The 23,114-nt window shown below is 67.0% G+C and carries 18 protein-coding genes and 1 tRNA gene; 8 read left to right on the top strand and 11 right to left on the bottom strand.

The window, feature by feature from the left end; genetic code table 11:
• Positions 1 to 6 precede the first annotated feature (6 nt).
• From HRU76_16200 to HRU76_16180, 5 genes are all read left to right on the top strand, one after another.
• On the top strand, positions 7 to 1,356 hold the full coding sequence (locus tag HRU76_16200) for a 2-oxo acid dehydrogenase subunit E2 (protein ID QOJ19035.1): 1,350 nt from the start codon (positions 7 to 9) through the stop codon (positions 1,354 to 1,356).
• Between the two features lie 80 nt (positions 1,357 to 1,436).
• Positions 1,437 to 2,330 carry a hypothetical protein gene (locus HRU76_16195; GenBank protein QOJ19034.1) on the top strand — a complete coding sequence of 298 codons (894 nt, stop codon included), beginning with the start codon at positions 1,437 to 1,439 and terminating at the stop codon, positions 2,328 to 2,330.
• Positions 2,331 to 2,380: 50 nt separating this feature from the next.
• Positions 2,381 to 3,037 carry a hypothetical protein gene (locus tag HRU76_16190; GenBank protein QOJ19033.1) on the top strand — a complete coding sequence of 219 codons (657 nt, stop codon included), beginning with the start codon at positions 2,381 to 2,383 and terminating at the stop codon, positions 3,035 to 3,037.
• A gap of 159 nt (positions 3,038 to 3,196) precedes the next feature.
• Positions 3,197 to 3,916: a CPBP family intramembrane metalloprotease gene (locus HRU76_16185; GenBank protein QOJ19032.1), complete on the top strand. Its 720-nt coding sequence runs from the start codon at positions 3,197 to 3,199 to the stop codon at positions 3,914 to 3,916.
• A gap of 114 nt (positions 3,917 to 4,030) precedes the next feature.
• A complete protein-coding gene (locus HRU76_16180) occupies positions 4,031 to 4,645 on the top strand; it encodes a nucleoside monophosphate kinase (protein ID QOJ19031.1) in 615 nt (204 codons plus the stop codon).
• A 47-nt stretch (positions 4,646 to 4,692) separates the two neighbouring features.
• Here the strand turns inward: HRU76_16180 and HRU76_16175 are convergent, their stop codons facing one another.
• From HRU76_16175 to HRU76_16145, 7 genes are all read right to left on the bottom strand, one after another.
• Complete coding sequence (locus HRU76_16175) at positions 4,693 to 6,387, bottom strand: glycosyltransferase family 39 protein (protein ID QOJ19030.1); 1,695 nt, start codon at positions 6,385 to 6,387, stop codon at positions 4,693 to 4,695.
• A 242-nt stretch (positions 6,388 to 6,629) separates the two neighbouring features.
• The gene (locus HRU76_16170; GenBank protein QOJ19029.1) at positions 6,630 to 7,259 is read right to left on the bottom strand and encodes a hypothetical protein; all 630 of its coding nucleotides are present in this window, start codon (positions 7,257 to 7,259) and stop codon (positions 6,630 to 6,632) included.
• Positions 7,260 to 7,578: 319 nt separating this feature from the next.
• The gene (locus HRU76_16165; protein ID QOJ19028.1) at positions 7,579 to 8,370 is read right to left on the bottom strand and encodes a 2-C-methyl-D-erythritol 4-phosphate cytidylyltransferase; all 792 of its coding nucleotides are present in this window, start codon (positions 8,368 to 8,370) and stop codon (positions 7,579 to 7,581) included.
• A gap of 411 nt (positions 8,371 to 8,781) precedes the next feature.
• Positions 8,782 to 10,605 carry a hypothetical protein gene (locus tag HRU76_16160; protein ID QOJ19027.1) on the bottom strand — a complete coding sequence of 608 codons (1,824 nt, stop codon included), beginning with the start codon at positions 10,603 to 10,605 and terminating at the stop codon, positions 8,782 to 8,784.
• Positions 10,606 to 11,019: 414 nt separating this feature from the next.
• Positions 11,020 to 12,087: a tyrosine recombinase XerC gene (locus HRU76_16155; GenBank protein QOJ19026.1), complete on the bottom strand. Its 1,068-nt coding sequence runs from the start codon at positions 12,085 to 12,087 to the stop codon at positions 11,020 to 11,022.
• 160 nt (positions 12,088 to 12,247) lie between these two features.
• On the bottom strand, positions 12,248 to 13,012 hold the full coding sequence (locus HRU76_16150) for a hypothetical protein (protein ID QOJ19025.1): 765 nt from the start codon (positions 13,010 to 13,012) through the stop codon (positions 12,248 to 12,250).
• 66 nt (positions 13,013 to 13,078) lie between these two features.
• Positions 13,079 to 14,248: a TolB family protein gene (locus HRU76_16145; protein QOJ19024.1), complete on the bottom strand. Its 1,170-nt coding sequence runs from the start codon at positions 14,246 to 14,248 to the stop codon at positions 13,079 to 13,081.
• A 420-nt stretch (positions 14,249 to 14,668) separates the two neighbouring features.
• On the opposite strand from HRU76_16145, the gene HRU76_16140 reads away from it, so the two are divergent.
• The 3 genes from HRU76_16140 (at position 14,669) to HRU76_16130 (ending at position 19,172) form a co-directional block, all read left to right on the top strand.
• Positions 14,669 to 14,741: transfer RNA gene (locus HRU76_16140), tRNA-Lys, on the top strand.
• 181 nt (positions 14,742 to 14,922) lie between these two features.
• Positions 14,923 to 18,141, top strand: coding sequence for a DEAD/DEAH box helicase (locus HRU76_16135; GenBank protein QOJ19023.1), 3,219 nt, complete (start codon positions 14,923 to 14,925; stop codon positions 18,139 to 18,141).
• A complete protein-coding gene (locus HRU76_16130) occupies positions 18,138 to 19,172 on the top strand; it encodes a hypothetical protein (GenBank protein QOJ19022.1) in 1,035 nt (344 codons plus the stop codon). The genes HRU76_16135 and HRU76_16130 overlap by 4 nt, the downstream gene beginning before the upstream one ends.
• 75 nt (positions 19,173 to 19,247) lie before the next feature.
• Here HRU76_16130 and tsf read toward each other — a convergent pair whose 3' ends face one another.
• The 4 genes from tsf to HRU76_16110 all read right to left on the bottom strand — a co-directional run bounded on the left by tsf (position 19,248) and on the right by HRU76_16110 (position 23,113).
• Positions 19,248 to 20,051, bottom strand: coding sequence for a translation elongation factor Ts (tsf, locus tag HRU76_16125; GenBank protein QOJ19021.1), 804 nt, complete (start codon positions 20,049 to 20,051; stop codon positions 19,248 to 19,250).
• Positions 20,052 to 20,165: 114 nt separating this feature from the next.
• Entirely contained in the window at positions 20,166 to 20,996 is an 831-nt protein-coding gene (gene rpsB, locus HRU76_16120; protein QOJ19020.1) for a 30S ribosomal protein S2, read from the bottom strand.
• Positions 20,997 to 21,243: 247 nt separating this feature from the next.
• Positions 21,244 to 22,599, bottom strand: a complete 1,356-nt coding sequence (locus HRU76_16115) for a dihydroorotase (protein QOJ19019.1) — start codon at positions 22,597 to 22,599, stop codon at positions 21,244 to 21,246.
• A complete protein-coding gene (locus tag HRU76_16110; protein QOJ19018.1) occupies positions 22,589 to 23,113 on the bottom strand; it encodes a hypothetical protein in 525 nt (174 codons plus the stop codon). Before HRU76_16110 ends, HRU76_16115 begins: the two co-directional genes overlap by 11 nt.
• Between the last annotated feature and the right edge of the window lies 1 nt (position 23,114).

Raw genomic sequence — 23,114 nt, 5'->3', positions numbered from 1 at the left:
TCTCTCATGCCCATTCAAATCACCATGCCGCGCCTTTCGGACACGATGCAGTCCGGCACCGTGATCAAGTGGAACGTCAAGGAAGGCGACGAGGTCGCCTCCGGACAGGCCATCGCCGACATCGAGACTGACAAGGCCACCATGGAGATGCAGGTCTACGACGCCGGCACCGTGGCGAAGATCGTGGTTCCCGAGGGCCAGATGGTGGACGTGGGCGCCGTGATCGCGGTGCTCGCCGAGGAAGGCGAGGATGTGAAGCAGGCCGCCGCATCGGTCAAGGGCGGGGCGACCGCGACGAAGGCGACCGGCGGGGGCGAGGACAAGTCAACCGGCTCGACCGGCGGCGCCACCGCGGTCGCCGAGCCGTCGTCGGCGCCGCGCAGGCCCGCCGCGGCGTCCGCGCCGGCGCCGAGCGACAATGGTCATCACCGTGAGGATGAGGCGACGGGCGAGGATGTCCGTCTCCGCGTCAGCCCCGTGGCGCGCCGTCTGGCTGACGAGCACGGCATCGATGTCAAATCCATCGACGGCACCGGCCCGCACGGGCGCGTCATCAAGCGTGACGTGCTGGCGGCGATCGAGAAAGGCCCCGCGGCCGCGTCAACCGCCGCGAGCCCCGCCGCGCCGCAGGTTCTTGCACCGGCCTCACCTGTGTTCAAGCCCGGCAAGGCGCCGCTCTCAAACATGCGGCAGACCATCGCGCGGCGGCTGGTTGATTCCAAGACCACCATCCCGCACTATCAGGTCACGTTCACGTTCAACATGGACCCGCTGCTCGATCTGCGCAGGACCATCAACGCACAGCTCGAGCCGCAGGGCGTCAAGCTCAGCGTCAACGACTTCCTGGTGCGCGCCTGCGCGCTGGCGATTCACCAGCATCCGGAGTTCAACGCCTCCTGGGGCGGCGATCATCTCCTCATCAAGCCCGATGTCAACGTGGGCGTGGCGGTATCGCTGCCGCGCGAGAAGGGCGGCGGGCTGGTCGTCGCCGTCATCCGCAACGCCGACCGCAAGGGTCTGCGGCTGATCTCCGAGGAGACCCGCGTCCTGGCCGACAAGGCGCGGACGCGCGGGCTCACCATCGAGGAGATGTCCGACTCCACCTTCACCATCTCCAATCTCGGGATGTACGGCGTGGAGCACTTCACCGCCATCATCAACCCGCCCAACAGCGCGATCCTCGCGGTGGGCGCCGCGGTCGAGAAGCCCGTGGTCCGCAACGGGGCCATCGTCATCGGTCACGAAATGCAGGCCACGCTGTCGCTCGACCATCGCATCATCGACGGCGCCATGGCGGCCCAGTACCTTCAGACGCTCCGGCAGATGATCGAAAACCCGGCCACGCTTCTGGTGTGACGACGTCGCGGCTCACGGGGCCTTCACGGCGCACGCGCCCGTATGATGGTGGCGTTCCGGGGCATGAAAGGAGTTCCGCGATGATTGGAATCACCTCTCGCCTGGTCATGCTGGCCTTGCTCGCTCTGACGCCGATTGCGGCGCTGGCTCAGTCGCATGACATTCGCCTCAACCGCCCGGTGACGGTCGGGTCGCGGTATCTCCTGTCCTCCGAAGCCAAGGAGGAACGCACCGTCTCAGGACGGCTCGGCGATGACGTGCAGCCGGAGCAGACGGGCTCCTATTCCGCCACGCTGGAGGCCGAGGTAGAGGTGGTCGCCATCGACGACAAGGGCATGGCGAAGAACGTCAGGTTCCACATCCGCTCGCTGAAGATTCAGACCGAAACCGGCGAGAAGCAGCCGTTCATCGGCGGCGCCATCATCCTGGGCGAGATGAAGAATCGGCGCATGGTCTTCAGCGTCGCCGACGGGCAGTTGCCCGAGCGCTTCCAGTCGCTGTTCGAGCTGCTCATGGAGTTTCCGTCCGGAGACGCCGACTACGACGCCTTCTATGGATCATCGCAGCCACGCGCGATCGGCGATCAGTGGCCCGTGAACGCCGCCGAGGTGGTGTCCTACCTCGCGGGCGACAAGATCACCATCAAGCCGGAGGACGTGGTCGGAACCGTCAAGCTGGCGGGCAGGGTGGAGGACCGCGGCGTGCCCTGTCTCGAGCTTCGCTGCGAGATGACCATGTCGAACATGTCGATCCCGGAAGGCGCCGTGCCATCAACCGTGCAGGTCGTGCAGAACGAGGCGGGCGGCACGATCACGTGGCTCATGCCGCTGGACGCCGGCCTGCCCATCGCCCGCGTGGAAACCAAGGGCACGCAGCGCACGGTGATGAAGGGCTACGTGGGCCAGGATCTGAAACGCTACGAATCATCACTGGTCAACACACGCCACTCGATCAAGCGACTTTCACCGATGTGACCCGGTGACGTGACGGATCGCCTGAACTGAGAACGAGAGCAGGTCACGCGATGGAATTTCTCATCTTCGCCGCCATTGCGGTGGTCGTTCTCTCCGGCATCGGCGTGTGGGTCTGGCTGGAGCGAAGGCGCCGCCAGGCGATCGAGGCCATCGCAAGCCAGGCGGGGTTCGTGTTTCATCGTGAAGGGGACGGACCGATCGGCGCGATCACCTGCCGTCGCCACCTGCTGTCGCTGGGGCGAAGTCCGTCCGCGTCCAACCTGCTTTCGGGCTCGATCGGCGACGTGGATGTTCTTCTGTTCGACTACGTCTACACCACCGGGTCGGGGAAGAACTCATCGCGGCATCGCCAGACGGTGGCCGCCTACCGCGTGCCCGGAGCGGTTCTTCCCGCGTTCGAGCTGCGCCCGGAAAGCGTCTTTCACAAGATCGGGGCGGCTCTGGGTTTCCGTGACATCGATCTGCCCGGCTATCTCGAGTTCTCCAAGCGCGTCCTGCTGCGCGGCGAGGATGAGGCCTCGGTCGCCGGGCTGTTTGATGACGAAACCACGGCGCTCGTCATGGGGCTGCAGGGAGTCAGCATCGAGGGCAGTGGCGAGTGGGTCATGGTCTACCGCGCGTCGCGAAGAACCAGGCCCGATGACCTGCTGCCGTTCATGGAGCAGGGGTTCACCATCGCCACCGCGCTGACGGCGCGGGTGATGTGAGGCCGGCGCCGCACCGTCCGCGGCGCGGCTCGTCGCCCTCATCCGCGACGACGGTCGCTTCTGGCCAACCGGGCCTTGACGTATTCGCGCGGAATCATATGATAGTAAATCCTAACAAATGTCGGCCCATCACGCAACGCCGTGACCGAAGGGACCAGGATGAGCACCGCCGCAGAGACGCATCGACCAGCAGGCATGACCCGTCAGGCGTGGTTGGCGCTGCTGGTGCTGGTTCCCGCCCCCTCCATCGGTGTGCTGCTGGCCATGCCGGATGGCGCCGGGACGCTCGGAAAGGTCATCTATGCCGCCATGAAGGCGTGGATTCTCGTACTTCCGATTCTGTGGATGCTTTCCGTGAACGGGCGTCTGGCCTGGCCCGCCTGGTCATGGAAGGGCACGGGCGTCGGCCTCCTCTGGGGTGTGGGCGTCGCCGCGGCGATCCTGGCGGGCTTCTTCGCCTTCGGTCCCCAGCTGGTGGATGTTCAGCAGGTGCGCGCCAAGGCGATGGAGACCGGTCTGGCCGACCCGCGCCTGTTCATTCCCTTCTTTGTCTACCTGTGTCTCGTGAACTCCCTGCTGGAGGAGTACGTCTGGCGATGGTTCGTGTATGGTCGTTGTCGTGACATCATGCCCCGGGCGCCGGGGTGGGCGCCGGTGGTGCTGTCGGCGGGACTGTTCACCATTCACCACGCCGTGGCGCTGTCGATGCAGATGGCCTGGCTGCCCGCGCTGCTGGGCTCCACGGGCGTTATGGTCGGAGGGATCATCTGGGGCGGGTTGTATCGGCGCTACGGTCGCATCTGGCCTTGCTGGATCAGCCACGTGATCGCGGACGTGGCCGTGGCGGTCGTGGCCTGGCGGCTGATTCACGGCGGATGACCGGGCCCGGTGGACCACCCGGCTTCACGGGCGAATGATGGCCCGACCCGCTGAAGCGGCGGCCCGTTGCGGGCGATATTCCCCGTGGCCTCGAATCATCCCCAGGTGCGCACCATGCCCAATCGATACAAGACCGTTCTCCTCTTCGGTCCCCCGGGCGCCGGCAAGGGCACGCAGGGCAAGATCCTGGGCAAGATCCCCGGCTTTTTTCACCTGGCCTGCGGCGACGTGTTCCGATCCCTGGACATCAACTCATCGCTGGGCCGCAAGTTCTATGAGTACTCCTCGCGCGGCGAACTGGTGCCCGACGACCTGACCATCGAGATGTGGCGTGAGAACATGCACGCCCAGACCGTGCTTTCGCTCTACAAGCCCTCGGTCGATCTGCTGATTCTCGACGGCATTCCCCGCAACGTGGGGCAGGCCCAGGTCATGAAGAAGCACCTGGACGTGCTCGGCGTCGTCCACCTGACCTGCAAGGACATCGATGAGATGGTCCACCGCATGAAGCGGCGCGCCCTCAAGGAGAACCGCCTCGACGACGTGGATGAGAAGGTCATCCGAAGGCGGTTCGACGTGTACGAACGCGAAACCGCCCCGGTGCTGGCCCAGTACGACCCGTCGATCATCCACGAGGTGGACGCCTCCGGCTCGCCCGCGCGAGTGCTGATGCACGTGCTCGAAGTCGTCGTTCCGATCCAGGACGCCCATTTCAAGCAAGCGGTGTGAGCCGCCCCTGCCGACCAACCTCGGTCGGCTGACGTGATCGAACACCCTCATTGGCCCGGTTGTTCAGGCGGGGTCGCGGCCTCGCCCGCCACCATGATGCTGAACTCGTCATCTTCCACGATGAACTCGTGGACCTCGATCATTCCCGGAAGGTCCGGCTCCGCCTCGTCCGGGTCGTGGAGCGCCACCACCACCAGGTCGGGATGGGACTGCATCAGGCGGATCACGTCCTCGGGGGCGGTCACGTGCGGCAGAACGTCGCCGTAGAGAAAGATCAGGATCGGATCAAGCACCCCCAGTTGCACCGTGGGTCGATCCGGAAACGTTTCACGCAGGTACGAGGCCACGTGCTCAACGGTCGTCCCCCGTCTGGACGGCACCCACAACCCGAGAATGGCGGCCATCCCCACGGCGAACGCCGCCAGACACGCTGAACCGCGCCTGACCGGGTCGCGCCGGGAGAACAGCCACGACAACGTCACGACCGTCACGAGGAGCAGCCCCGTGATCGCGGCGGGAAAAAGCGACTCCGGCGGCTCGCGGGTGAGTTCGCTCGGCGCCAGCCCGACGCCGAGCAGCAGCAGCCCGATCACGCCGAGGACGATCAACGCGCCGTCGAGCGTCGCACCGGTGAAGCGTCGAAGCCGCTCATCCACTCCGCGCCACGCCAGGTCGATCACCCAACCGCCGAGCATCCCCAGGGGCGGCAGGGCCGCCAGGGCGTAATGGTTCTGCTTCTGCGCCGCGATCGAGAGCGGTACGACCACCGAACCCAGCCAGATCAGCCCGGTGCGGGCCGCCTGATCGCCACGACAACGGGACACTGCCGCCGCCATCGCCAGCACCATCACCGGCGACCACGGCAGCGAGGCCTCGAGCAGCTTCGGTCCATAGAACCAGAATGGACGGACATGTGAGCCGCCTTCCAGCGCCACGTCCACCTCGTGCAGCAGCGTCGTCCATTCAGGCGTCTGCATGACGTAGACAAACCACGGCGCGGCGACGAGCAGCAACGTGACGGGGGCGCCTGAGAGGCACCAGCGCCAGATGATCGCCGGCCGCCCAGCCGCCAGCGCCCATGCCACCAGGAACAGAAGCGGCATGACCGCCTGAAGGCCCTTGGCAAGGACGGCCAGACCCATCGTCAACCCCGCCAGATGCGCCCAGCCGCAACCCGACTCGAAACACCGGGCATGAAGCCCGCCGCGTCCAGCGGATGGGGGCCTGGGCGACTGGCTTCGCGCCGCCCAGGTCCGCCCGAACTCCCACATCGACCAGGCGGCCATGGTGATGAACAGCATCACCGCCACGTCGGTTTCCGCGAAAATGGTGTGGCGCCGGAATGAATACATGCCCGCCAGCAGAGCGCCGGCGAGCAGGCCGGCCCGTCTCCCCGCCAGTCGCCACGTGAAGACCATCACGACAACCACGGTCATCCACCCGGCCATCTGAAATGGCACACGCGCCAGCCACGGCTCATCCGGGAGCCATTTGAACAGCGAGGCCGCCGTCCAGTACGCCAAGGGCGGCTTCTGCAGCCGCGGTTCGCCGTTCATGTGCGGGATCAGCCACGCCCGCGGACCGTCGGCCGCCATTTCCCGCGCCGTCACCAGCACCCGGGCTTCCTGGGTGCGAGTCATGGGGGTGGTGCGCAGCGAAAGAAAACTGAGCAGGATCGCCGCCGACCAGAGGCAGGCGATCAGCCAGTTGTTCCGAAGCCATCGCCATCCGGAACCCGGCATCCCCCCCGGTGCATGTGAGTCGGTTGAAAGCGTGTCCATTCACATGGTCAAGCGGTTGACCCTGTTCGTCAACATCGATAGGAAGGATCGCATCCTATGCCGCCAGACGCGATCTCGGGGTAGGGTGGTTTCCCCGGATGATCGCCTCCAGGGCTGGTCATTTCGTGGAAGCACGGGAGGGATGAACAACAAGCCGCGGACCATGATCCGCGGCTTGTGAAGAGTGACGCAGGATGAGGCGATCAATCGCGACGGCGGCGACGGGTCGCCAAGCCAGCCAGGCCCAGCAGCGCCAGCGCACCCGGGGTCGGGATGGGATCGACCGTGAAGTTGTCGATGTACTGATGCAGTGTGCCCGGAGGCGTGAAGGGCCGGGTGATCCTGGCGCCAATGTCGTACTGACCCGAGGAGCCGGGCGTAAAGAGCACGGTGATCGTGCCGCGGATGATCTGACCCGCCGCGATCGAGCCCGCCGCCTGGGTGCCGAACAACTGGCCGTTGATGACCAGACTGAACACGCCGCCCTGGGCGTTGCCGCCCGTTCCCGTGTTGTGGGCGGCCCAGTTGAAGCGGAAGGTGTACTCCGTCCCGGCGCTGAGGTTCAGCATCTGGGTGACGCTGACGCCTTCCTGCACGCCGCTCTGGAAGTTGACCTGCCCGACGCCGAAGTGACCAGCCAGCGAGGCGCCGGTGCCCGTGACGTCGAATGACACCACATCCTGATAGAGCGTCCGCCCATTCTGGGTTGGAGTGACGACCCACGGGGAAAGCACACCGGTTTCAAAATCGCCATTGATAAAACCGGGACCTGCCATGGCGGCGCCAGCGAGGCCGGCCGCCACCGTGACAGCGGACAGAAGTCGAAGTTTCATCGCGTGCTTCTCCTCTCGACCGAAAGCGAACAGAAATGCCTCCGAACACCACCGGACCGCACACAAGCGACCCCGGTGTCAACACGCGTCTGTGTCGCGCGTCGCGTCGTGGTGTCTGGGTTTGCGATTTTCCTGCGGCCCACGATCACCCCAACGACGCTCCAAGATATCTGGTTGCTCGGAAAAACGCAAGCAAAAACTCCGGGGTGCGCTCTGGGCAACCATCACCGCCAACTTTGCCAAGTCATCCTATTTTGACTTCCGCGTTCCTGCGATGACCGCTCAGAACTGAGTGCCGATCGCGTCAGTCACCGAAGCATCAGAATCGCAGGTGGGCTGGCCGCTCTTTCTCCGGCTTCACCTGCAGAATCGCCCGCGCCAGGCGCAGATCAACTTCCGTCGTGATCTTGATGTTGAGCGCGTCCCCCTCGATGACGCGCACCGGGACGCCCAGCCGCTCCACCAGCGTGGCGTCGTCCGTGCTGTCGAGGTCGGGCTGTGCGTAGGCCCGCCTGAGCAGGTCCGCCTCGAACACCTGCGGCGTCTGGATGGCGTAGACGTTCCGTCGGTCGATCGTCTCCACCACGGTGCGAGCCACCGTGCCGGAAGCGCCCGCGTCGCCCAGAATGGCGCTGGCCAAGGCGTCATCCTGCGCCGCGGATTCGACCTGCTCGCTCACGCGTTTCAGCGTGGCCGGCACCGGCACGCCCGGAATGACCGCCTCGAACAGCATCGCCGCTTCAAAGAGCCGCGTGATGAGATCATCGCTCAGGCAGGGTCTGGCCCCATCATGCACCGCGACGTGCGTGGCGTCATCCGGTACGTGCGCGAGAGCGTTCTTCACCGTCTCCCAGCGTTCGAGGCGGCCCCCGGCGACCACCTTCGCCCCGCGCAGTCCCAGCGCGTCGCCCCATCGCATGCGGAACTCGTCCAGCGAGTCCGGATTCACCGCCACGAGAATGGTCGAAATCTCCGGTCGATTCGACAGCGCCTCCAGCGAACGCATGAACACGGGTCGCCCGCCCAGATCCTGCTCCAGTTTGTTCTTCATGGTGCCGGGGGCGAAGCGTTCAGACCGGCCGGCGGCGGGAATGATCACGACGATGCGCATGGTCGGAACTCACCGTGTCAGAAGTCAGGAGAGCAGGAGAACGGAAGAGCAGGCGGGCGGAGAATATCAGAGTGAAGAACACATCGAAGTCGTGGCGGGTGCTCCGCCCGACGGGGGATCGCACGCCGCCTCTTGCACCGCCATCCTACCCGGATGCGCGCATCATGCCACGTGTATCGGGCCCATGAATGACCGTCGCCGGACTCGGTGACGCGCCGCGGAATCGCACGATCCTCGCGGCGCGGTGCGCGAAGCACCGCCGGCATCCGTGATGCACGCACGTGGCCGTGACGCCCGCCGTGACGACACGACGCAGCGGCTGCGGATGACCCTCCGCCAGGAATGAAACGGGGCGGGCCGTGGTGGCCCGCCCCGAGGGGTTCGATGAGCACCGTCCACTGGCCGGGTCGTTTACTTGATGACCTCGATCTTCACCTGGTCGAACTCATTGGTGTACTGGTAGGCGAAGACCGGCACCACCACCACGGTGCGGATGATGAGGCGGATGTCGCCGTTGCCGCTGACGAACTTGGAGGCGTCCAGTCCCTCGAAGGACAGGACCGTCTCGGTGTTGCCGATCGCCTGCTGTCCGACCATCACGTTGGTTGAGCCGCCCCAGTCGCGCAGACGAAGCGTCAGCGTGCCGTTGGCGTTGACGAGGTTGCCCTCGATGCGCACGTTGAGCGTCACGGGCGACTGCACGGTGGTGTTGCCATCCACCTGCAGCAGCGTGGAGTGCAGGTCGGTGAAGGTCTGTCCGAAGCCCGAGCGAACCCGGAGCTTGTCCTCGTCCGACTCGACCAGTGACTGCAGGTTGCCGCCGATGATCGTGCCCCGGGTGTTGTTCATGCTGGTCAACACCGCCAGATCAGGCCCGCTGCCCGGCACCACGGCACTGGCGGTGAAGGTGCTGGGGCTGCCCGCGACGTGAGGCACAATGGTCATCGTGCCCGCATTGGAGTCGGGTGCCGCATTCGCGGTGAACCAGAAGGTGTACAGCGAGCCGTAGCGATGGGTGTTCTTGAGGAGTTGACCCTGCGGCTCCGGCGCGTCGAACGAGAGCACGCCGCTCTTCACCGTGGGCACCCACGCGCCATAGTCGTAGGGCGATTCATTGACGAAGTTGGTCTCGGTGGTCCAGTAGCCGTCCAGCGGGCAGTGGAAGCCGAAGTCAGTCAACTGGGCGTCGCCCACGGGGATGCGCAGCCCGGTGATCTCGCGGTCGAAGGAGAGGTTGTACACCGCGTACTCGTAGCGGTGCAGCCCGCCGCCCAGATCCACGGAGCGCGAGGAGACGTAGACCACGCCCTGATCCACGTCCGCGGTGGTGGCGGCGGACTTGACCTGGCCCCACTGCCACATGAGGGGGCCGTTGATGGTGTTGCCTTGGATGCTGAAGGTGAAGTCTCCGTTGCCGCTGTGGTTCGGCGTGACGCGCCGGTGGGTGGCGTTGTTGAACATGTCGGCGGGCGTCTCATGCAGATCGGCCCATTCCGCCTTGTTCAGATCCTTGGTGAGCCAGTAGGCGCCCTCGATGTAGTACGTGGCGTTGGGCGTGACGAGGTCGCTCATGCGCACGCGCAGCCGGTGCTCCACGGCGTTGTGCGACCCGCTGTCGCCGCCGCCGCTGTTGCGGGCGAAGTGGCTGCCGGCGAAGGACTGTCCATCCATCCAGATGTTGGCGTTGGGCTTCACTTCCCAGCGCGGACCAAGCCATCGCTGCTCGGAGTTGTTGCCGGACGAGTACGGATCAGCGCAGCCCACGCCCAGTTGCTGGCCGTTGCTGTGGGCGTTGCATGATCCGCAGGACGTGCCCTGCACGGCGAACCAGGCGTGCTTCAGCCACGCCAGGCCGATCTGTTCGATGCGTCCGTCCGCGTTGATGCGGTACATGTTCTGGCCGATCATGGGGTGATCGACGCCGCCCTGACCGGGGTTGAGGTTGCCAGTGGACTGATACCACGGAATCTTGCGCGAGTCCGCGCCGTGATTGACGTTGTGCCCGGTGGTGGCGAAACCGAGGCCGACGGTTCCATGCGGGAACGTGCCGATCTTGCCGAACTGACGAAGATCGTTGATGATGCAAGGCGTGATGTCGTAGCGGTTGGCGAGGAGGTTCTCCGCGGTCGCCTCCATCTCCTCGAAGGCGGTCGCGCCGGGCGTGGCGGTCAGCTGGCCCACGACGATCGCCGAGCCGGCGATGCCGAAGGCCGACAGAAAGATGCGTCCCTTCATGGTGGTCTCGTCCTCTGATCTGTGGAATGAACAACCTCAGCACGGCCCCCCGCGCGGCGGTACGAACTCGTGATGTCGGTGCTCCGGGCGCGCAGCACCCAGCAGACCCCGGTAAAGGTACCGCAGAATCAACCAACCCACAAGTCCGGATTTTGCAAGTTTGTGTGAAACTGGGCAAGATCGACTTGCCGGGCAGAACCCGTTGGTGACAGTCCCACGAGTGGGCGTGTGCCACGGCCGTGGCGGCCGTGCGAGCGCGAGGGAGAGGTGCGGGGTCATCTGGAAGAGAAGAGAATCGTGAGGTAGTCGCCCCCACGCGGTGGCAAGGCGCGATCGGTCATCACGGGCCGCTCGCACGGCTCTAGGAGCCGTGGCACAAGGCAGCCGACAGCCGAACGCCAATAAACCCCCGCCTCACCCCGTCGCGCGCGGATGGGCGTCCAGATAGGCGTCGCGAAGCCGTCGCGTGGACAGGTGGGTGTACACCTGGGTGGTGCTCAGCGACTGGTGGCCCAGCAGTTCCTGCACGCTTCGCAGGTCGGCCCCGTTGTCCAGCAGGTGGGTGGCGAAGGAGTGGCGCAGCGTGTGGGGGCTGATGTGGGTGTCGATACCCGCCTCGGCGAGGTACTTGGTGACTTTGCGGCGGACGGAGCGGGTGCTCAGGCGACCGCCGTGCTTGTTGATGAACAAGGGCGATGTCGGCGATGGAACCAGCCCGGCCTTGAGCATGTCGCCATCGAGCATGGTGCGGTAATGGGTGATGGCGGTCAGCGCGTGCGAACCGAGCGGCACGATGCGCTCACGCTTGCCCTTGCCGCGGATGATGATGGCCTCGCCGGCCTCATCGAGATCGGCGCGGTTGATGCCGACCAACTCGCTCACGCGGATGCCCGTGGAGTAGAGCGTCTCGAGGATGGCGCGGTCGCGGGCGCCCAGCAGCGAGCCGTCATCCGGGGCGGCGAGCAGGCGCTCGATCTGCTCCACGCCGATGGCCTTGGGCAGACGCTTGGGCTGCTTGGGCGTCCGGATGAGGAGCATGGGGTTGGCTTCCACCAGCCCACGACGGAGCATCCACTTGTAGAACGACCGCAGGGTGGCGATCTTCCGCGCCATGGTGGCGGGGGAGTAGTTCTGCTCGGCCAGGAAGGCCAGGAAGTTGCGGATGCCGTTGACATCGTTGCGCAGCATGCAGCGGGTGATGCTGGCCGGCTCCACCGTATGCACCACGTTGGGGTTGGCGCCGTTCGTCGCCGCTCCGTTGCGCTGCGGGGTGGAGAAGTACGTCATGGCGTACTGCTCGCGCTCGGGGACGATTTCGAGTTTCTGATCCGCGGCGAGATAATCCACGTACTGGCGCAGGTCCACGCCGTAGCAGCGGGCGGTGTAGGCGCTGAAGTGGCGCTCATGAAGCAGGTAGTCAAGAAAGGCCTGCACGATGGGAAGCGGCTGCGAGGTCTGGTCGTGGCGCATGGGGGTCTTCATGGAAAGGGTCCTGCCGTGTCTCTCTCGTCTTGCGTCAGGCCGGGCGCGGCGCGAAGCCGACCGTCGGGGGCGAACCCCGGTCAGGCGTCTTCGGGTCATGCTCGGTCGTGGTCAGGGGCATCCGTGCTCCTCGTCGGTTTCCCGCCGAGGGCTGGCGCCCTCAGCGGGAGGTGGTTCGTTCCGCGGCCGCCAGGTCCATCCGTCGCTGCTCCTGGGCGAACAAATCGCCGAGCAGCCGATGGCTGACGAACCGTGTGTACTGGGCCATGCTGACCTCGTAGATGCGCCCGCCGTAGGCGCTGTCAGGAACGCTGCGCCCGGCGGCGTATTGCTCCAGCTGCCGTCTCGTCTCGTGGTTGGATGCCTCGAACAGCCCGGAGGTCCGCACCTTGGCGACGCCCCGCTCCGTGGGCGTGGTCGGTTCGCCGGCGGGCGAACGGACGCTCTGGCGCAGGTCCAGCGTGCCGGCGCTGGCGCGGTCCCGAGTCACCAGTTCGACCGCCATTCCCAGCCGAAGCGGAGGGTGGGCGTCGTAGGTGACGATCGTGCCGACCACCAGCCCATCGACGTTGAGCAGGTGCATGAGCGACCGGGCCTGGTGCTCGGTGGTGACGGCGTCGATCTGAAGCGCCTGCATCGCCGCGATCACCCGGTTGACGGGGATCGTGCGGATGCCGCGGACCTGCTCCGCCTCCTGCGCGAAGAGGTCGGCGACGTGGGCTTCGTCGAGCCGCGAGACGCCCGATTCGTTGAGGAAGGGGGCGACGGCGAGAATCCGCTCGTACGGCGCCGGCGAGTGAAGAGTCGCCGGATCGGTGAGCGTTGGTCCGCCGCAGCCGCCCAGCGCCGGAAGCACGATGACCGCCAGCACCGCGAGGATGCCGGGGAAACGCGAACCGGCGCGCATGGCCTTTCCACTTGTCATGGCGTCCTGCCTTGCCGACGGGTTCCACCCGTCCCTTGAAAGGCGCGGCCTCGTGCCGCGCGTTGATCACTCGTTCGTGGGGACGGTCGCCACCGACTCACGCGACGGTGGGGAGCCCGCCACGGCGGTCCGGGTGGACACCGCCCAGATGTTGTCGTTGCCGCTCCGGTTGGAGACGAAGTACACCCGCCCGTCCGGTCCCCACACGGGCTGAAAGTCCGCGGATTCGCCTCGCGTCAGCGCGGTGCGTCCCGTGCCGTCGAGATTCACCAGCCACAGTTCCGACTGGGCCGGAGGGCTCGATGCCTCCTGACGCGGGTCGATCACCGCGGCAAAGACGATGCGCCGACCGTCCGCCGACCACGTGGGGTTGACCAAGGCGGCGTTGGCGGCGGAGATGATCTCGGTGGGGTTGCGCCCCTGGCCGTCAATCACGTCGATGGTCCAGATGCTGTGCAGCCGGCTGCCTCGCTCCCGCGCCCGCTGGAAGACGATCTTGTTGACCGCCGGATCGGGCGACCATTCCGGCAGAAAGCCGTAGTCGAGGAAAGACCGGACGCCGGGGTTGGCGACTTCCACGGTCCACAGCTCCCACCGCTGGCTCTGGTCGGCGAAGCGTGAAAAGACCAGACGCTTGCCGTCCGGCGACCACGAGGGGTGGACTTCATCCGCCGGGTCGTCGGTGATGACCCGCGGCTGCCCGCCGGTGACGGGAACGATGTAGATGTCAAAGTTGCCCGCGCGGTTGGAGGTGAAGGCCACCCACTTCCCATCGGGGCTGAAGCATGGCATCATGTCCTCGGCGGGGTCGTTGGTCAGCTGCGTGAGCGTGCTGCCGCCGATGGGCTGAAGGTAGATGTCCGATGTGCGCCGATGCTGCGTGGAGGCGAAGGCCAGCCACTTGCCGGTGGGGTCCACCGCGGGGTCGAAGGCGTGTCCATCGGTGGCGCCGGTGACCTGCGAGACGTTGGATGAGCCGTCGCCGAACCCGATGGCGCCGTCCGGCTGGAAGGTTCGTTCGCCGTAAACGCTGAACGCCGCGCTTCGCGGAGCGGACGGACCGTCGGATTGCGTACCCGGCGCGAAGGCGACGCGCCGGTCATGGGCTGGGTGAGGCGGGGGAGCGGGTGACGCGACAGGATCAGCCGTTGTCGCTCTGGGCGCGCCGTGGCATCCAACAAGGGCGAAGGCCCCGATGATGACTGTGGACGCGATGGTCGTGTTCGTTCGTGGCAATCCCTGGCTCCTCCCGCGACGACGATCGGTCGATGCGGGCTGCGATGCGTCGTGCGACTCCATCGCGTGATCCCTTATCGGACGACTTTCAGACCCCCCTTGAGTCGCCGATCGCTCGATTCGCCCCTGTTGTATCGGACATCGGACGTTCCGAGGGGCGGGGTCAGCGAAAGTCCGCGAATCGCGCGCGATGCGCGGATTCTGCGCGGTGATCGAGTGCGGCGACTCGGCGCTCCACCCTGACCGACGAGGTCTTCCACGCTGGCTTGCCGTGTCGATCCCGCAACCCCTCGATGCCTTGATCCCTCGATGCCTTCTCGATGTTGGCCGTCTCGGCATGGCTGCCTACCGTTGTCACTGGCATTCAATCAGTCCGGCGGCGCATCGTGGACCTGTGCGATGTGCTGGCTGGGCGCATCCGATCGAGTAGCTCAGTCGGTAGAGCAACCGCCTTTTAAGCGGTAGGTCCCGGGTTCGACCCCCGGCTCGATCATTCGATTCCCCGCGATCGAGGGGACGACACGACCACTCCCACGGAGGGGGCTGCGCTGACGCTCGTTCTCCACGCCAACTGGTCTGAAGATGGCCTGCATCTCTGGGGTGAATCGCTGGCGCGGTGGCACGCGCCCGGCGAGTCCCGCGAACCAGGTGCGGCCAGTCCCGTTCCGGATGAGGTGCGTCCGCACCCATTCGCCGCGTCGCTGGAGGAACTGCGGCGCGTGGCGGCGTGCGTCGAGTCGCGGTCGCTGGACGAAGCGAGCGAGGGCGTCCTCACGCTGCGCCTGCCGGTGCTGAAGACCGGTCCGGCGCCGAGCGATCAACTGGGCATTCTCGCCGGCATTGAGCCGGACGGCTCACCCATGATGCTGGCGCCATTCCGACTTCCGACGCTGCGGCTGCCGGCGGGCCCGGCTTTCGAATGGCTGCGGGCGCTGCTCGACCGGACCTCGGACGCCTCGACGCCGATCGGCGCCGGCGCCGCGTACCTGGCGGACGTGGCGGATCTGGTCGAACGGCTGCTGCTCGATCAGCGATTCGTGCCGAGCGTGTACCAGATGCCGGGGGGACGGCTGAAAGCCGCGTGGGTGCCGTGGCTTCATGATCCACCCGCTTCGACGCGGGTATCCGGGCTGCTGGGGTCGATGCCCCCGGTGGTGCGCGCCGAACCGGGGGGGTTCAACCATCAGCCGTGGCTGATCCTCACGCATGCGATCGCCGGCATGGTGGAGGCGACGGTGCGCCGCATTCTCGCCGCCGACAACTACGCCGAGGCGCTGGAAGGGCGTGACGCCGAGTCCGATGCCGCGGTAGCGGTGCTGGGCGGTCTGCTCGATCGATCCGATGCGGTGCGCGTGAACGGCTCGGCGGGAGATGTCTTCCGCGACGTGCGGATGTGGCTGGGTCGCCTGATCGACGCCAACCAGAGCGCCGCCTATCGCCTGGGTCTGCGCGTGCTTGAGCCAGACATGGCCGAGGTGGTCCGCGCGGGCGACGAGCGATGGCGCGTCGAAGCGCTGCTCGACCCGCGCGACGGCGTGGGCGAGCGCATCGACGTCGCCGACCTGTGGCGACGGGGCGCGGAGCGACTCCCGCTGCGGTGCCCGGTGGATGACGCCCAGGACTTCGTCCTGCGTGAAATCGCGAGGATTCAACTGATCGACGAACGGCTGCGCGACCTGGTTCAGGGGGCGTCGGCGTCGTCCATCGCGCTGACCACCAGGCAGGTCTATGAGTTCCTGCGCGACACCGCCCCGGTGCTGGAGGAGGCCGGGGTGCGCATCCTGGCGCCCGAATGGTGGGGCCGGACGACCGGACGACTTGGATTGCGCCTGGTGCTGGCCCATGACGAACCGGCCGGCGGAGCCGGCGGCGACGCGGCGCCATCCCCGCAGCCGATCTCGATGGGTCTCAACACGCTGGTTCGCTACGAGTGGCAGGTCTCGGTTGGGGATCGTCCGCTTTCGGCGGAGGACGTGCTGCGCCTGGCCCGCGAAAAATCCCCGCTGGTCCGGCTTGGCGGTCAATGGGTCGAAGTGCGGCCGGAGGATCTGGAAGCCGCCCGCGACCTGCTGTCGCGCGGAGCGTCGGGTGAGATGACCATCGCCGAGGCGATGCGCGCCGCTCACGGACTGGACGCTCACGCGCCGCGACTGCCCGTGGTCGGCATTCGATCCAGCGGCTGGATCGCCGACCTGCTGGAGGGCCGCTTCGCCAGCGCGTCGCTCATGTTCATCGATCAACCGGCGTCGTTCGTCGGCTCCCTGCGACCCTATCAGAAGGCCGGGCTTTCATGGCTGGCGTTTCTCGATGCCCACGGGCTGGGCGCGTGCCTCGCCGATGACATGGGGCTTGGCAAGACGATTCAGTTGATCGCGCTGCTGCTGCATGAGCGGAACGGGGTGGGAGACGAGCCGTCAGCCGTCAGCCGTCAGCCGTCGGGAGAAGAAGAGCGGGGGAGCGGGCGAGCGGGGGAGCGGGAGGATGGGGAAGCAGAAGAGCGGAGCCACCAGCCGCCAGTCACCAGCCACCCGCTCAGTCCTCAGCATCCAGCACCCGGCACTGTCTCCATCGGTCCCACGCTCATCGTGGCGCCGATGTCGGTGGCCGGGAACTGGATGCGCGAAATTCACCGTTTCGGTCCCTCGCTGCGGGTCCACGTGCATCACGGACTGGATCGCCCCACCCATGATGCGTTTCTTTCGCTGGCGCGAAGCGTGGACGTGATCATCACGACCTACGGACTGGTCAGCCGCGACGTGGAGACGCTGCGGCGCGTGCCGTGGCGGCGCATCGTGCTCGACGAGGCGCAGTACGTCAAGAACACGCCCACCAAGCAGGCGCAGGCGATCCGTTCTCTCTCGGCGGAGCGCCGCATCGCGCTGACCGGCACACCGGTGGAGAACCGGCTCTCCGAGCTCTGGTCGATCATGGAGTTCTGCAACCCGGGGTACCTCGGCTCGTCGGGCGAGTTCCGTCGCCGCTTCGCGCTGCCCATCGAGCGCCATCGTGACCGTGAGCGGGCCGAGGCGCTCCGAGCCGTCATCCGCCCGTTCGTGCTCCGCCGGCTCAAGACCGATCCCGAGGTGGTTCCAGACCTGCCCGACCTGGTCGAGACCAAGGAGTTCGCGTCGCTGACGCCCGAGCAGGCCGCCATGTACGAGCAGGTGGTGGCGGAGATGCTCTCGCAGGCCGACCGGGTCGAAGGCATGCAGCGCCGCGGGCTGGTGCTCGCCGGCATCGTCCGGCTCAAGCAGATCTGCAACCATCCCGCCAACGTGGCGCCCGACGACGAGCAGGAGTCGGACGGCGAGATCGGCGGCGACGTCGTCGGACTGGCCGGACGCTCCGGCAAGGTGCGCCGACTGCTTGACCTGCTCGATGAGGTCGTGGCCGCCGGCGACAAGGCCCTGCTGTTCACGCAGTATCGGCGCATGGGCCACCTGCTCAGCCGCATCATCCGCCACGAACTGGGCGCGCCCGTGCAGTTCCTCCACGGCGGCACGCCGCGCGGCAAGCGGCAGGAGCTGATCGATCACTTCCAGCGGGCTGACGGCAGGCCGATGGTGTTCATCCTCTCGCTGCGTGCGGGAGGCGTGGGCCTGAACCTCACCGCCGCCAATCACGTCATTCACTTCGACCGGTGGTGGAATCCGGCGGTGGAGAACCAGGCCACCGACCGCGCCTTCCGCATCGGACAGACGCGCACCGTGCATGTTCACAAGCTCATCTGCAGCGGCACGCTGGAGGAGCGCATCGACGAGATGCTCGAAGCCAAGACCGACCTGGCCGACCGCATCGTGGGCAGCGGAGACGCCTGGCTGACCGAACTCTCCACGGGCCAGCTCCGCGACATCCTGACGCTGCGCGCCACCGCGCTGGAGGGCGAGGAGTGAACCACGCCACCCCGTCCAATCCGTCGATTCCGCCGTCCGACGCTCCGTCGGGACGGCCTGATGCGGAATCCGCGCCGGATCAGCCCGGCGAGGTCTCCCCCGGCGCGCATCCATCCTCGACGACCCCCGCCACGGGCGGTCGGCGCCGCCGCCGCGGGGTTCGTCCCAGCGCGTTCCTGGATGTCCTGTCATCTGACGCGCGGTCGCGTCCGTGGATCGACGCGGTGCGCCGCCGATTTGGTGACGAGGCGGTGAACGCCGCGTACCAGGCCGCGCTGCAGGGGGCGGTCCTGTCCGTGATGTTCGAGGACCGGGAAGCGGTTGTTGAAGTGTCGAACGAGCGACGGCGTCCATTCCGGGTGCGCGTGTCGCTGCGCCCGTGGACCAGTGGTGAAGAGTCCCACGTCGTCGAACTCCTGACCAACCGCGCCGCGCTGGTCACCGAGCTGCTCGGCGGTGCGTGGTCGGAGGAGGCGACCATCGCCCTGGGAGCCCTGGGGTCGCCGCTCGGCCCGCTGGAAGATGAGGAAGCGTCCGCCCGGTGCGACTGCCCCTGGGCCAGGCCGTGCCTGCACATTCCGCTCGCCCTGGTCGTGCTCGCGGACCTTGCGCGGACGCGCCCGGGCGGCTTCTTCGCCATGCGCGGGCTGCCGCTCGAGTCGCTCCTTGAGCGCGTGCGGCGCAACCGCGCCATGCGCTCGCAGGGCATGGTGGCGGCTCATCCCGAAGCGTCCTTCGGGCTGGATCGCGTCACGCCTCTCCCGCTGGAGCAGGAGATCGATCACTTCTGGTCGCGGAGCGGGCAGGCGTCCCCTGACGCCGTTGAGCCGGTCGCCCGTCCGGTGTCGCATGCGCTGCTGCGCCGGATGGGCCCTTCGCCGCTTCGAGGCAGGTTCCCCATCGTCGGGCTGCTGGCCAGCATCTACGACGAGGTCAGTCGGCGCACGCGCGAGATCAGCGAGCGTCTGTCGCCGCCGGATGAGGCAGCGGACGCCGGGGCGTCGTCGATGGATGACTCGCCGGAAACCTGACGGGCGGAAGCCGCTCGACGTTGCCGCCCGGTTCGGGTTTCAGCGGCGCGACATGCCGAGTGTTGTGCCGCCTGTTCACTCACCCTGACCCACGGTGTAGCGCACGAATCGCAGCACCTTCACGCCCTTGGGCAGCAGCTCCTTGATGGCCTTGGAGTCGTCGCGCACGAACTTCTGTTCCAGGAGGGTGTTTTCCTCGAGGAACTTGCGCACCTTGCCCTCGGCGATCTTCTGGGCGATCTGCGGCGGCTTGCCGGTGGCGGCGGCTTCCTTCTCCGCCTCGGACTTCACCCTGGCCAGCGTCTCGGCGGGCATGTCCTCGGCGCTGACCGACATGGGCGGCGGCACATGAGCCACGATGTGCTGGCAGATGCTCTTGAGCAGTTCGGGATCGGCCTGGCCCTCCACCTGGATCAGCGCGCCGCGCTTGCAGTCGTGGTGGACGTAGGAGCCGAACGTGCCGCCTTCGAGGGTGACTCCGCGGGCGAACTTCATGTTCTCGCCGGTCTTGATGCGAACATCATCCACCCGCTTGCTGATGGCGCCGTCGGGCCGCACGGCTCCGGCGGGCTGCGACAGGGCGGCGCCGGCCACGGCCTCCACCATGGCCACGAACTCGGGGTTCTTGGCGGTGAAATCGGTCTCCGTCTGCACTTCGACGATGGAGGCCTTGGCGCCCTGCACGGCGATGCCCAGCCGCCCCTCGGCGGTGGCGCGCTCGGTGCGCGTATCCATCTTGCCTTTCATCTTCTCGCGCAGCCACTCTTCGGCCTTCTTCATGTCCCCGCCGTTCTTGAGCAGGGCTTCCTTGCAGTCCATCATGCCGAGGCCGGTCTTCTCACGCAGGGTCATGACGTCTTTGGCGCTGATCTCCGCCATGGGCAGGTGCTCCGTCCGCAGAACCCGCGCCGACGGAACAGACGGCGACGGGTCGTGGTATTGAAGGGATGTCGAGTGCGAAACCGCGGCGGGGCCGCGGGCGGGTCGTCTCTCTCAGGTGGCCGCCGGGGTCGCCGGGGCTTCCGTGCTCTCGGCGGGGGCCGGTGCGTCCTCCGCGCGGAACTGCGACCGCCGGCTGCGGCGCGGCCCCTGGGCGGGGGCGCCTTCGCCGCGCGGCTCGCCGGCGCCTTCGCGCTCCTGCGGACGCATGGCCTTGCCTTCCGTCACGGCGGCGCAGAGCTCGCGGATGACCACGTCGATGGAGCGCATCGAATCGTCGTTGCCTGGGATCGGGATGTCCGTCAGGTCGGGGTTGCCGTCCGTGTCGATCAGCCCGATGGTCGGAATGCCCAGGTTCCGGGCTTCCAACAGGGCGTTGATCTCGCGGTTCACGTCCACCACCACCAGCGCGCCGGGCAGCTTGTCCATCGTGCGGATGCCGTCGAGGTTGCGCTTGAGTTTCTTGAGCTCACGCGTCAGTTGCGACTGCATCTTCTTCGAATAGGTGTTGAACTCGCTGGAGGCGGCGAGAGTCTCGAGCTCAACCAGCCGCTTCAGTCGCTCGCGGATGGTGCGGAAGTTCGTCAGCGTGCCGCCCAGCCAGCGCTCGGTGACGAAGGGCATCTTCACGTCCGCCGCGTAGCGCTCGATCGAGGCGCGGGCCTGACGCTTGGTGCCGACGAAGACCACGTCCTTGCCTTCGCTCACGGTCTTCTTGATGAACTTCTTGGCCAGCAGCAGACCCTTCACCGTCTCCTTGATGTCGATGATGTGAATCTGCTTGCGCTCGCCGAAGATGTACGAGCGCATCTTCGGGTTCCAATTGCTGCTGCGCTGACCGAAGTGAATGCCGGCTTCGATGAGATCGCGGACGAGAGAGGCCATGACTGGCTCCTGGGCAGCGACACCGGCGGATCAGGTGGACGCATCAGCAGGCGGGAAAGCCAAACCGACGCCGGACCCGCGCAAGGGCGCTTGGGGTGAGGCATGTGGGCGGGGAAGCCCAGGTTCAGGGGACGCCGCAGGCCGGTCCACGCGGGCGAGCGGCGGAGAGTCTCCACACGGGGATGTCCATCCTAGGACATCCCATCGGGATGTTCAACCTCCCCTTCATCAACCGAATCGTCGTCAATCACCGGGCGGCCTGCCGGACCCGCTCGCCCGCCCGGCTGGTTTTCAACACGCCATCCACGACAACCGCCAGGGCCCTTCCCCGCACCTTCCAGCCGAAGAACGGACAGTTGCGGCTGCGGGAGCGAAACTCTTCCGGCGCGATCGTCCACTCCAGGTCCGGGTCAATGACGGTGATGTCCGCCGGGCCGCCCACCGTGAGCGACCCCAGCCCCATCCGATCCAGCCCCACGAGGGCCGCCGGTTCGCTGGTCATCAACGCCAGCAGTCGCGGCCAGCCGATGACCCCATCGTCGATCAGCGCCCGCATGTAGAGCGGCAGCGCGCAGTCCAGCCCGATAATGCCGAAGGGCGCGCTGGCGAAGTCGCGGGCTTTCTCATCCTCCGAGTGCGGCGCGTGATCGGTCCCCAGCACGGTGATGGTCCCGTCGGCCACGCCTTCCTTCAGCGCGGCGATGTCCGCCCGGCCCCGCAGGGGTGGGTTCATCTTCGCCTGCGTGTTGTAGCCGCCGCAGGCGTCCTCGGTGAGCAGCAGGTGGTGGGGACTCACCTCGGCGGTGACGGGCTGACCGGCCTGCCGTGCGCGGCGGACAATCTCCACCGACCCGCCGCAGCTCATGTGCTGCACGTGGTACGCACAGCCGATGTCGCGGTTGAGACGCACGTCGCGCTCGATGATGATCTCCTCGGCGATGGCGGGCCAGCCGGACAGCCCCATGCGGGCGGCCAGCGCGCCGGCGTTCATCACCCCGCCGCGCGAGAGCGAATGGTCCTGGCAGTGCTGCATGAAGGGCCGCCCCGCCTCGCGTGAGGCGATGAGCACGCTGCGCATGACTGCGGCGTCCATGATGCACTCGCCATCATCGGAAAACCCCACCGCGCCGGCCTCCGCCAGCGTCCACAGCGCGCCCACGTGCTCGCCCTTGCGCCCGACCGTGGCGGCGGCCACGGGAAACACCCGCGCCCCGTCCGCACGGGCCGACTGCCCCAGCACGAAAGCCACCTGGGCTGCGGAATCCAGCGGCGGGTTGGTGTTGGGCATGCAGCAGACGGTGGTGAACCCGCCATTGAGGGCGGAAGCGCTGCCGGTGGCGATGGTCTCCTTGTACTCGTGCCCCGGCTCGCGCAGATGGACGTGAATGTCGATCAGTCCCGGGCTGACGATGCAGCCCTCGGCGTCGATGACCTGCACCTCGGCGCCGGCCTCTGCCGCCTCGCTCGGCGAGATGCGCCCGATGCTCGCCACCCGCCCGTCCGCCACGAGCACATCGGCGGTCTGGTCAAACCCGCTGGCGGGGTCGATGACGCGGCCGCCGCGGATGAGGATGTTCGGAGTCGTCGCCCGTTTACTGGTCATCGACGGGCATGATACCCGGATTCGCCACGCGTGCCGCCGACGCCTCCACCATGCTCTCCCGCCTGCTTTGACGGCGCTGGAACAGCAGGAGCCACAACGCCGCCGCCGCCAGCACGGCGTTCCTCCCGAGCGCGGCAACCTTCGAGTCTGCAAACTCCCTCAGAACCATCAGAAGTCTGCCACACCCACACGATGCGGGTGCCGATGCATCGAAGAGCATCACGATCAGGATGATGGAGAAAGCCAGCAGGGTGGCAATCGTCGCGATGAGCAACTGGCGCAGCAAGGCGCCCGTCAACAGGAACACGCCCAGCGTCATTTCCCAGGCACAGATGGTCGTGGCCAGGGAATACAGCGCGCCCGGCGACTTCCAACCAGTGAGCCAGGTGAGGACCGTCGTGAAGCCCTGCAGGTCGAACGCCTTCTCCGTCCCCGCGACCAGAAAAACCGCTCCCAGAGCGCACCTGACGACGACGGCTGTCGAATTCCGAGGTGACAACGCGGCGTGGTGCATG

The organism is Phycisphaeraceae bacterium (assembly GCA_015709595.1).
GTDB lineage: Bacteria > Planctomycetota > Phycisphaerae > Phycisphaerales > SM1A02 > CAADGA01.
The sequence above is the reverse complement of the archived record's forward strand: the minus strand, read 5'-3'. Positions and strand labels throughout refer to the sequence as shown.

Coding starts and splice junctions, on each gene's coding strand:
- HRU76_16200 (QOJ19035.1), top strand. CDS start 7: ATGCCCATTCAAATCACCATGCCGCGCCTTTCGGACACGATGCAGTCC.
- HRU76_16195 (QOJ19034.1), top strand. CDS start 1,437: ATGATTGGAATCACCTCTCGCCTGGTCATGCTGGCCTTGCTCGCTCTG.
- HRU76_16190 (QOJ19033.1), top strand. CDS start 2,381: ATGGAATTTCTCATCTTCGCCGCCATTGCGGTGGTCGTTCTCTCCGGC.
- HRU76_16185 (QOJ19032.1), top strand. CDS start 3,197: ATGAGCACCGCCGCAGAGACGCATCGACCAGCAGGCATGACCCGTCAG.
- HRU76_16180 (QOJ19031.1), top strand. CDS start 4,031: ATGCCCAATCGATACAAGACCGTTCTCCTCTTCGGTCCCCCGGGCGCC.
- HRU76_16175 (QOJ19030.1), bottom strand. CDS start 6,387: ATGCCGGGTTCCGGATGGCGATGGCTTCGGAACAACTGGCTGATCGCC.
- HRU76_16170 (QOJ19029.1), bottom strand. CDS start 7,259: ATGAAACTTCGACTTCTGTCCGCTGTCACGGTGGCGGCCGGCCTCGCT.
- HRU76_16165 (QOJ19028.1), bottom strand. CDS start 8,370: ATGCGCATCGTCGTGATCATTCCCGCCGCCGGCCGGTCTGAACGCTTC.
- HRU76_16160 (QOJ19027.1), bottom strand. CDS start 10,605: ATGAAGGGACGCATCTTTCTGTCGGCCTTCGGCATCGCCGGCTCGGCG.
- HRU76_16155 (QOJ19026.1), bottom strand. CDS start 12,087: ATGAAGACCCCCATGCGCCACGACCAGACCTCGCAGCCGCTTCCCATC.
- HRU76_16150 (QOJ19025.1), bottom strand. CDS start 13,012: ATGACAAGTGGAAAGGCCATGCGCGCCGGTTCGCGTTTCCCCGGCATC.
- tsf (QOJ19021.1), bottom strand. CDS start 20,051: ATGGCGGAGATCAGCGCCAAAGACGTCATGACCCTGCGTGAGAAGACC.
- rpsB (QOJ19020.1), bottom strand. CDS start 20,996: ATGGCCTCTCTCGTCCGCGATCTCATCGAAGCCGGCATTCACTTCGGT.
- HRU76_16115 (QOJ19019.1), bottom strand. CDS start 22,599: ATGACCAGTAAACGGGCGACGACTCCGAACATCCTCATCCGCGGCGGC.
- HRU76_16110 (QOJ19018.1), bottom strand. CDS start 23,113: ATGCACCACGCCGCGTTGTCACCTCGGAATTCGACAGCCGTCGTCGTC.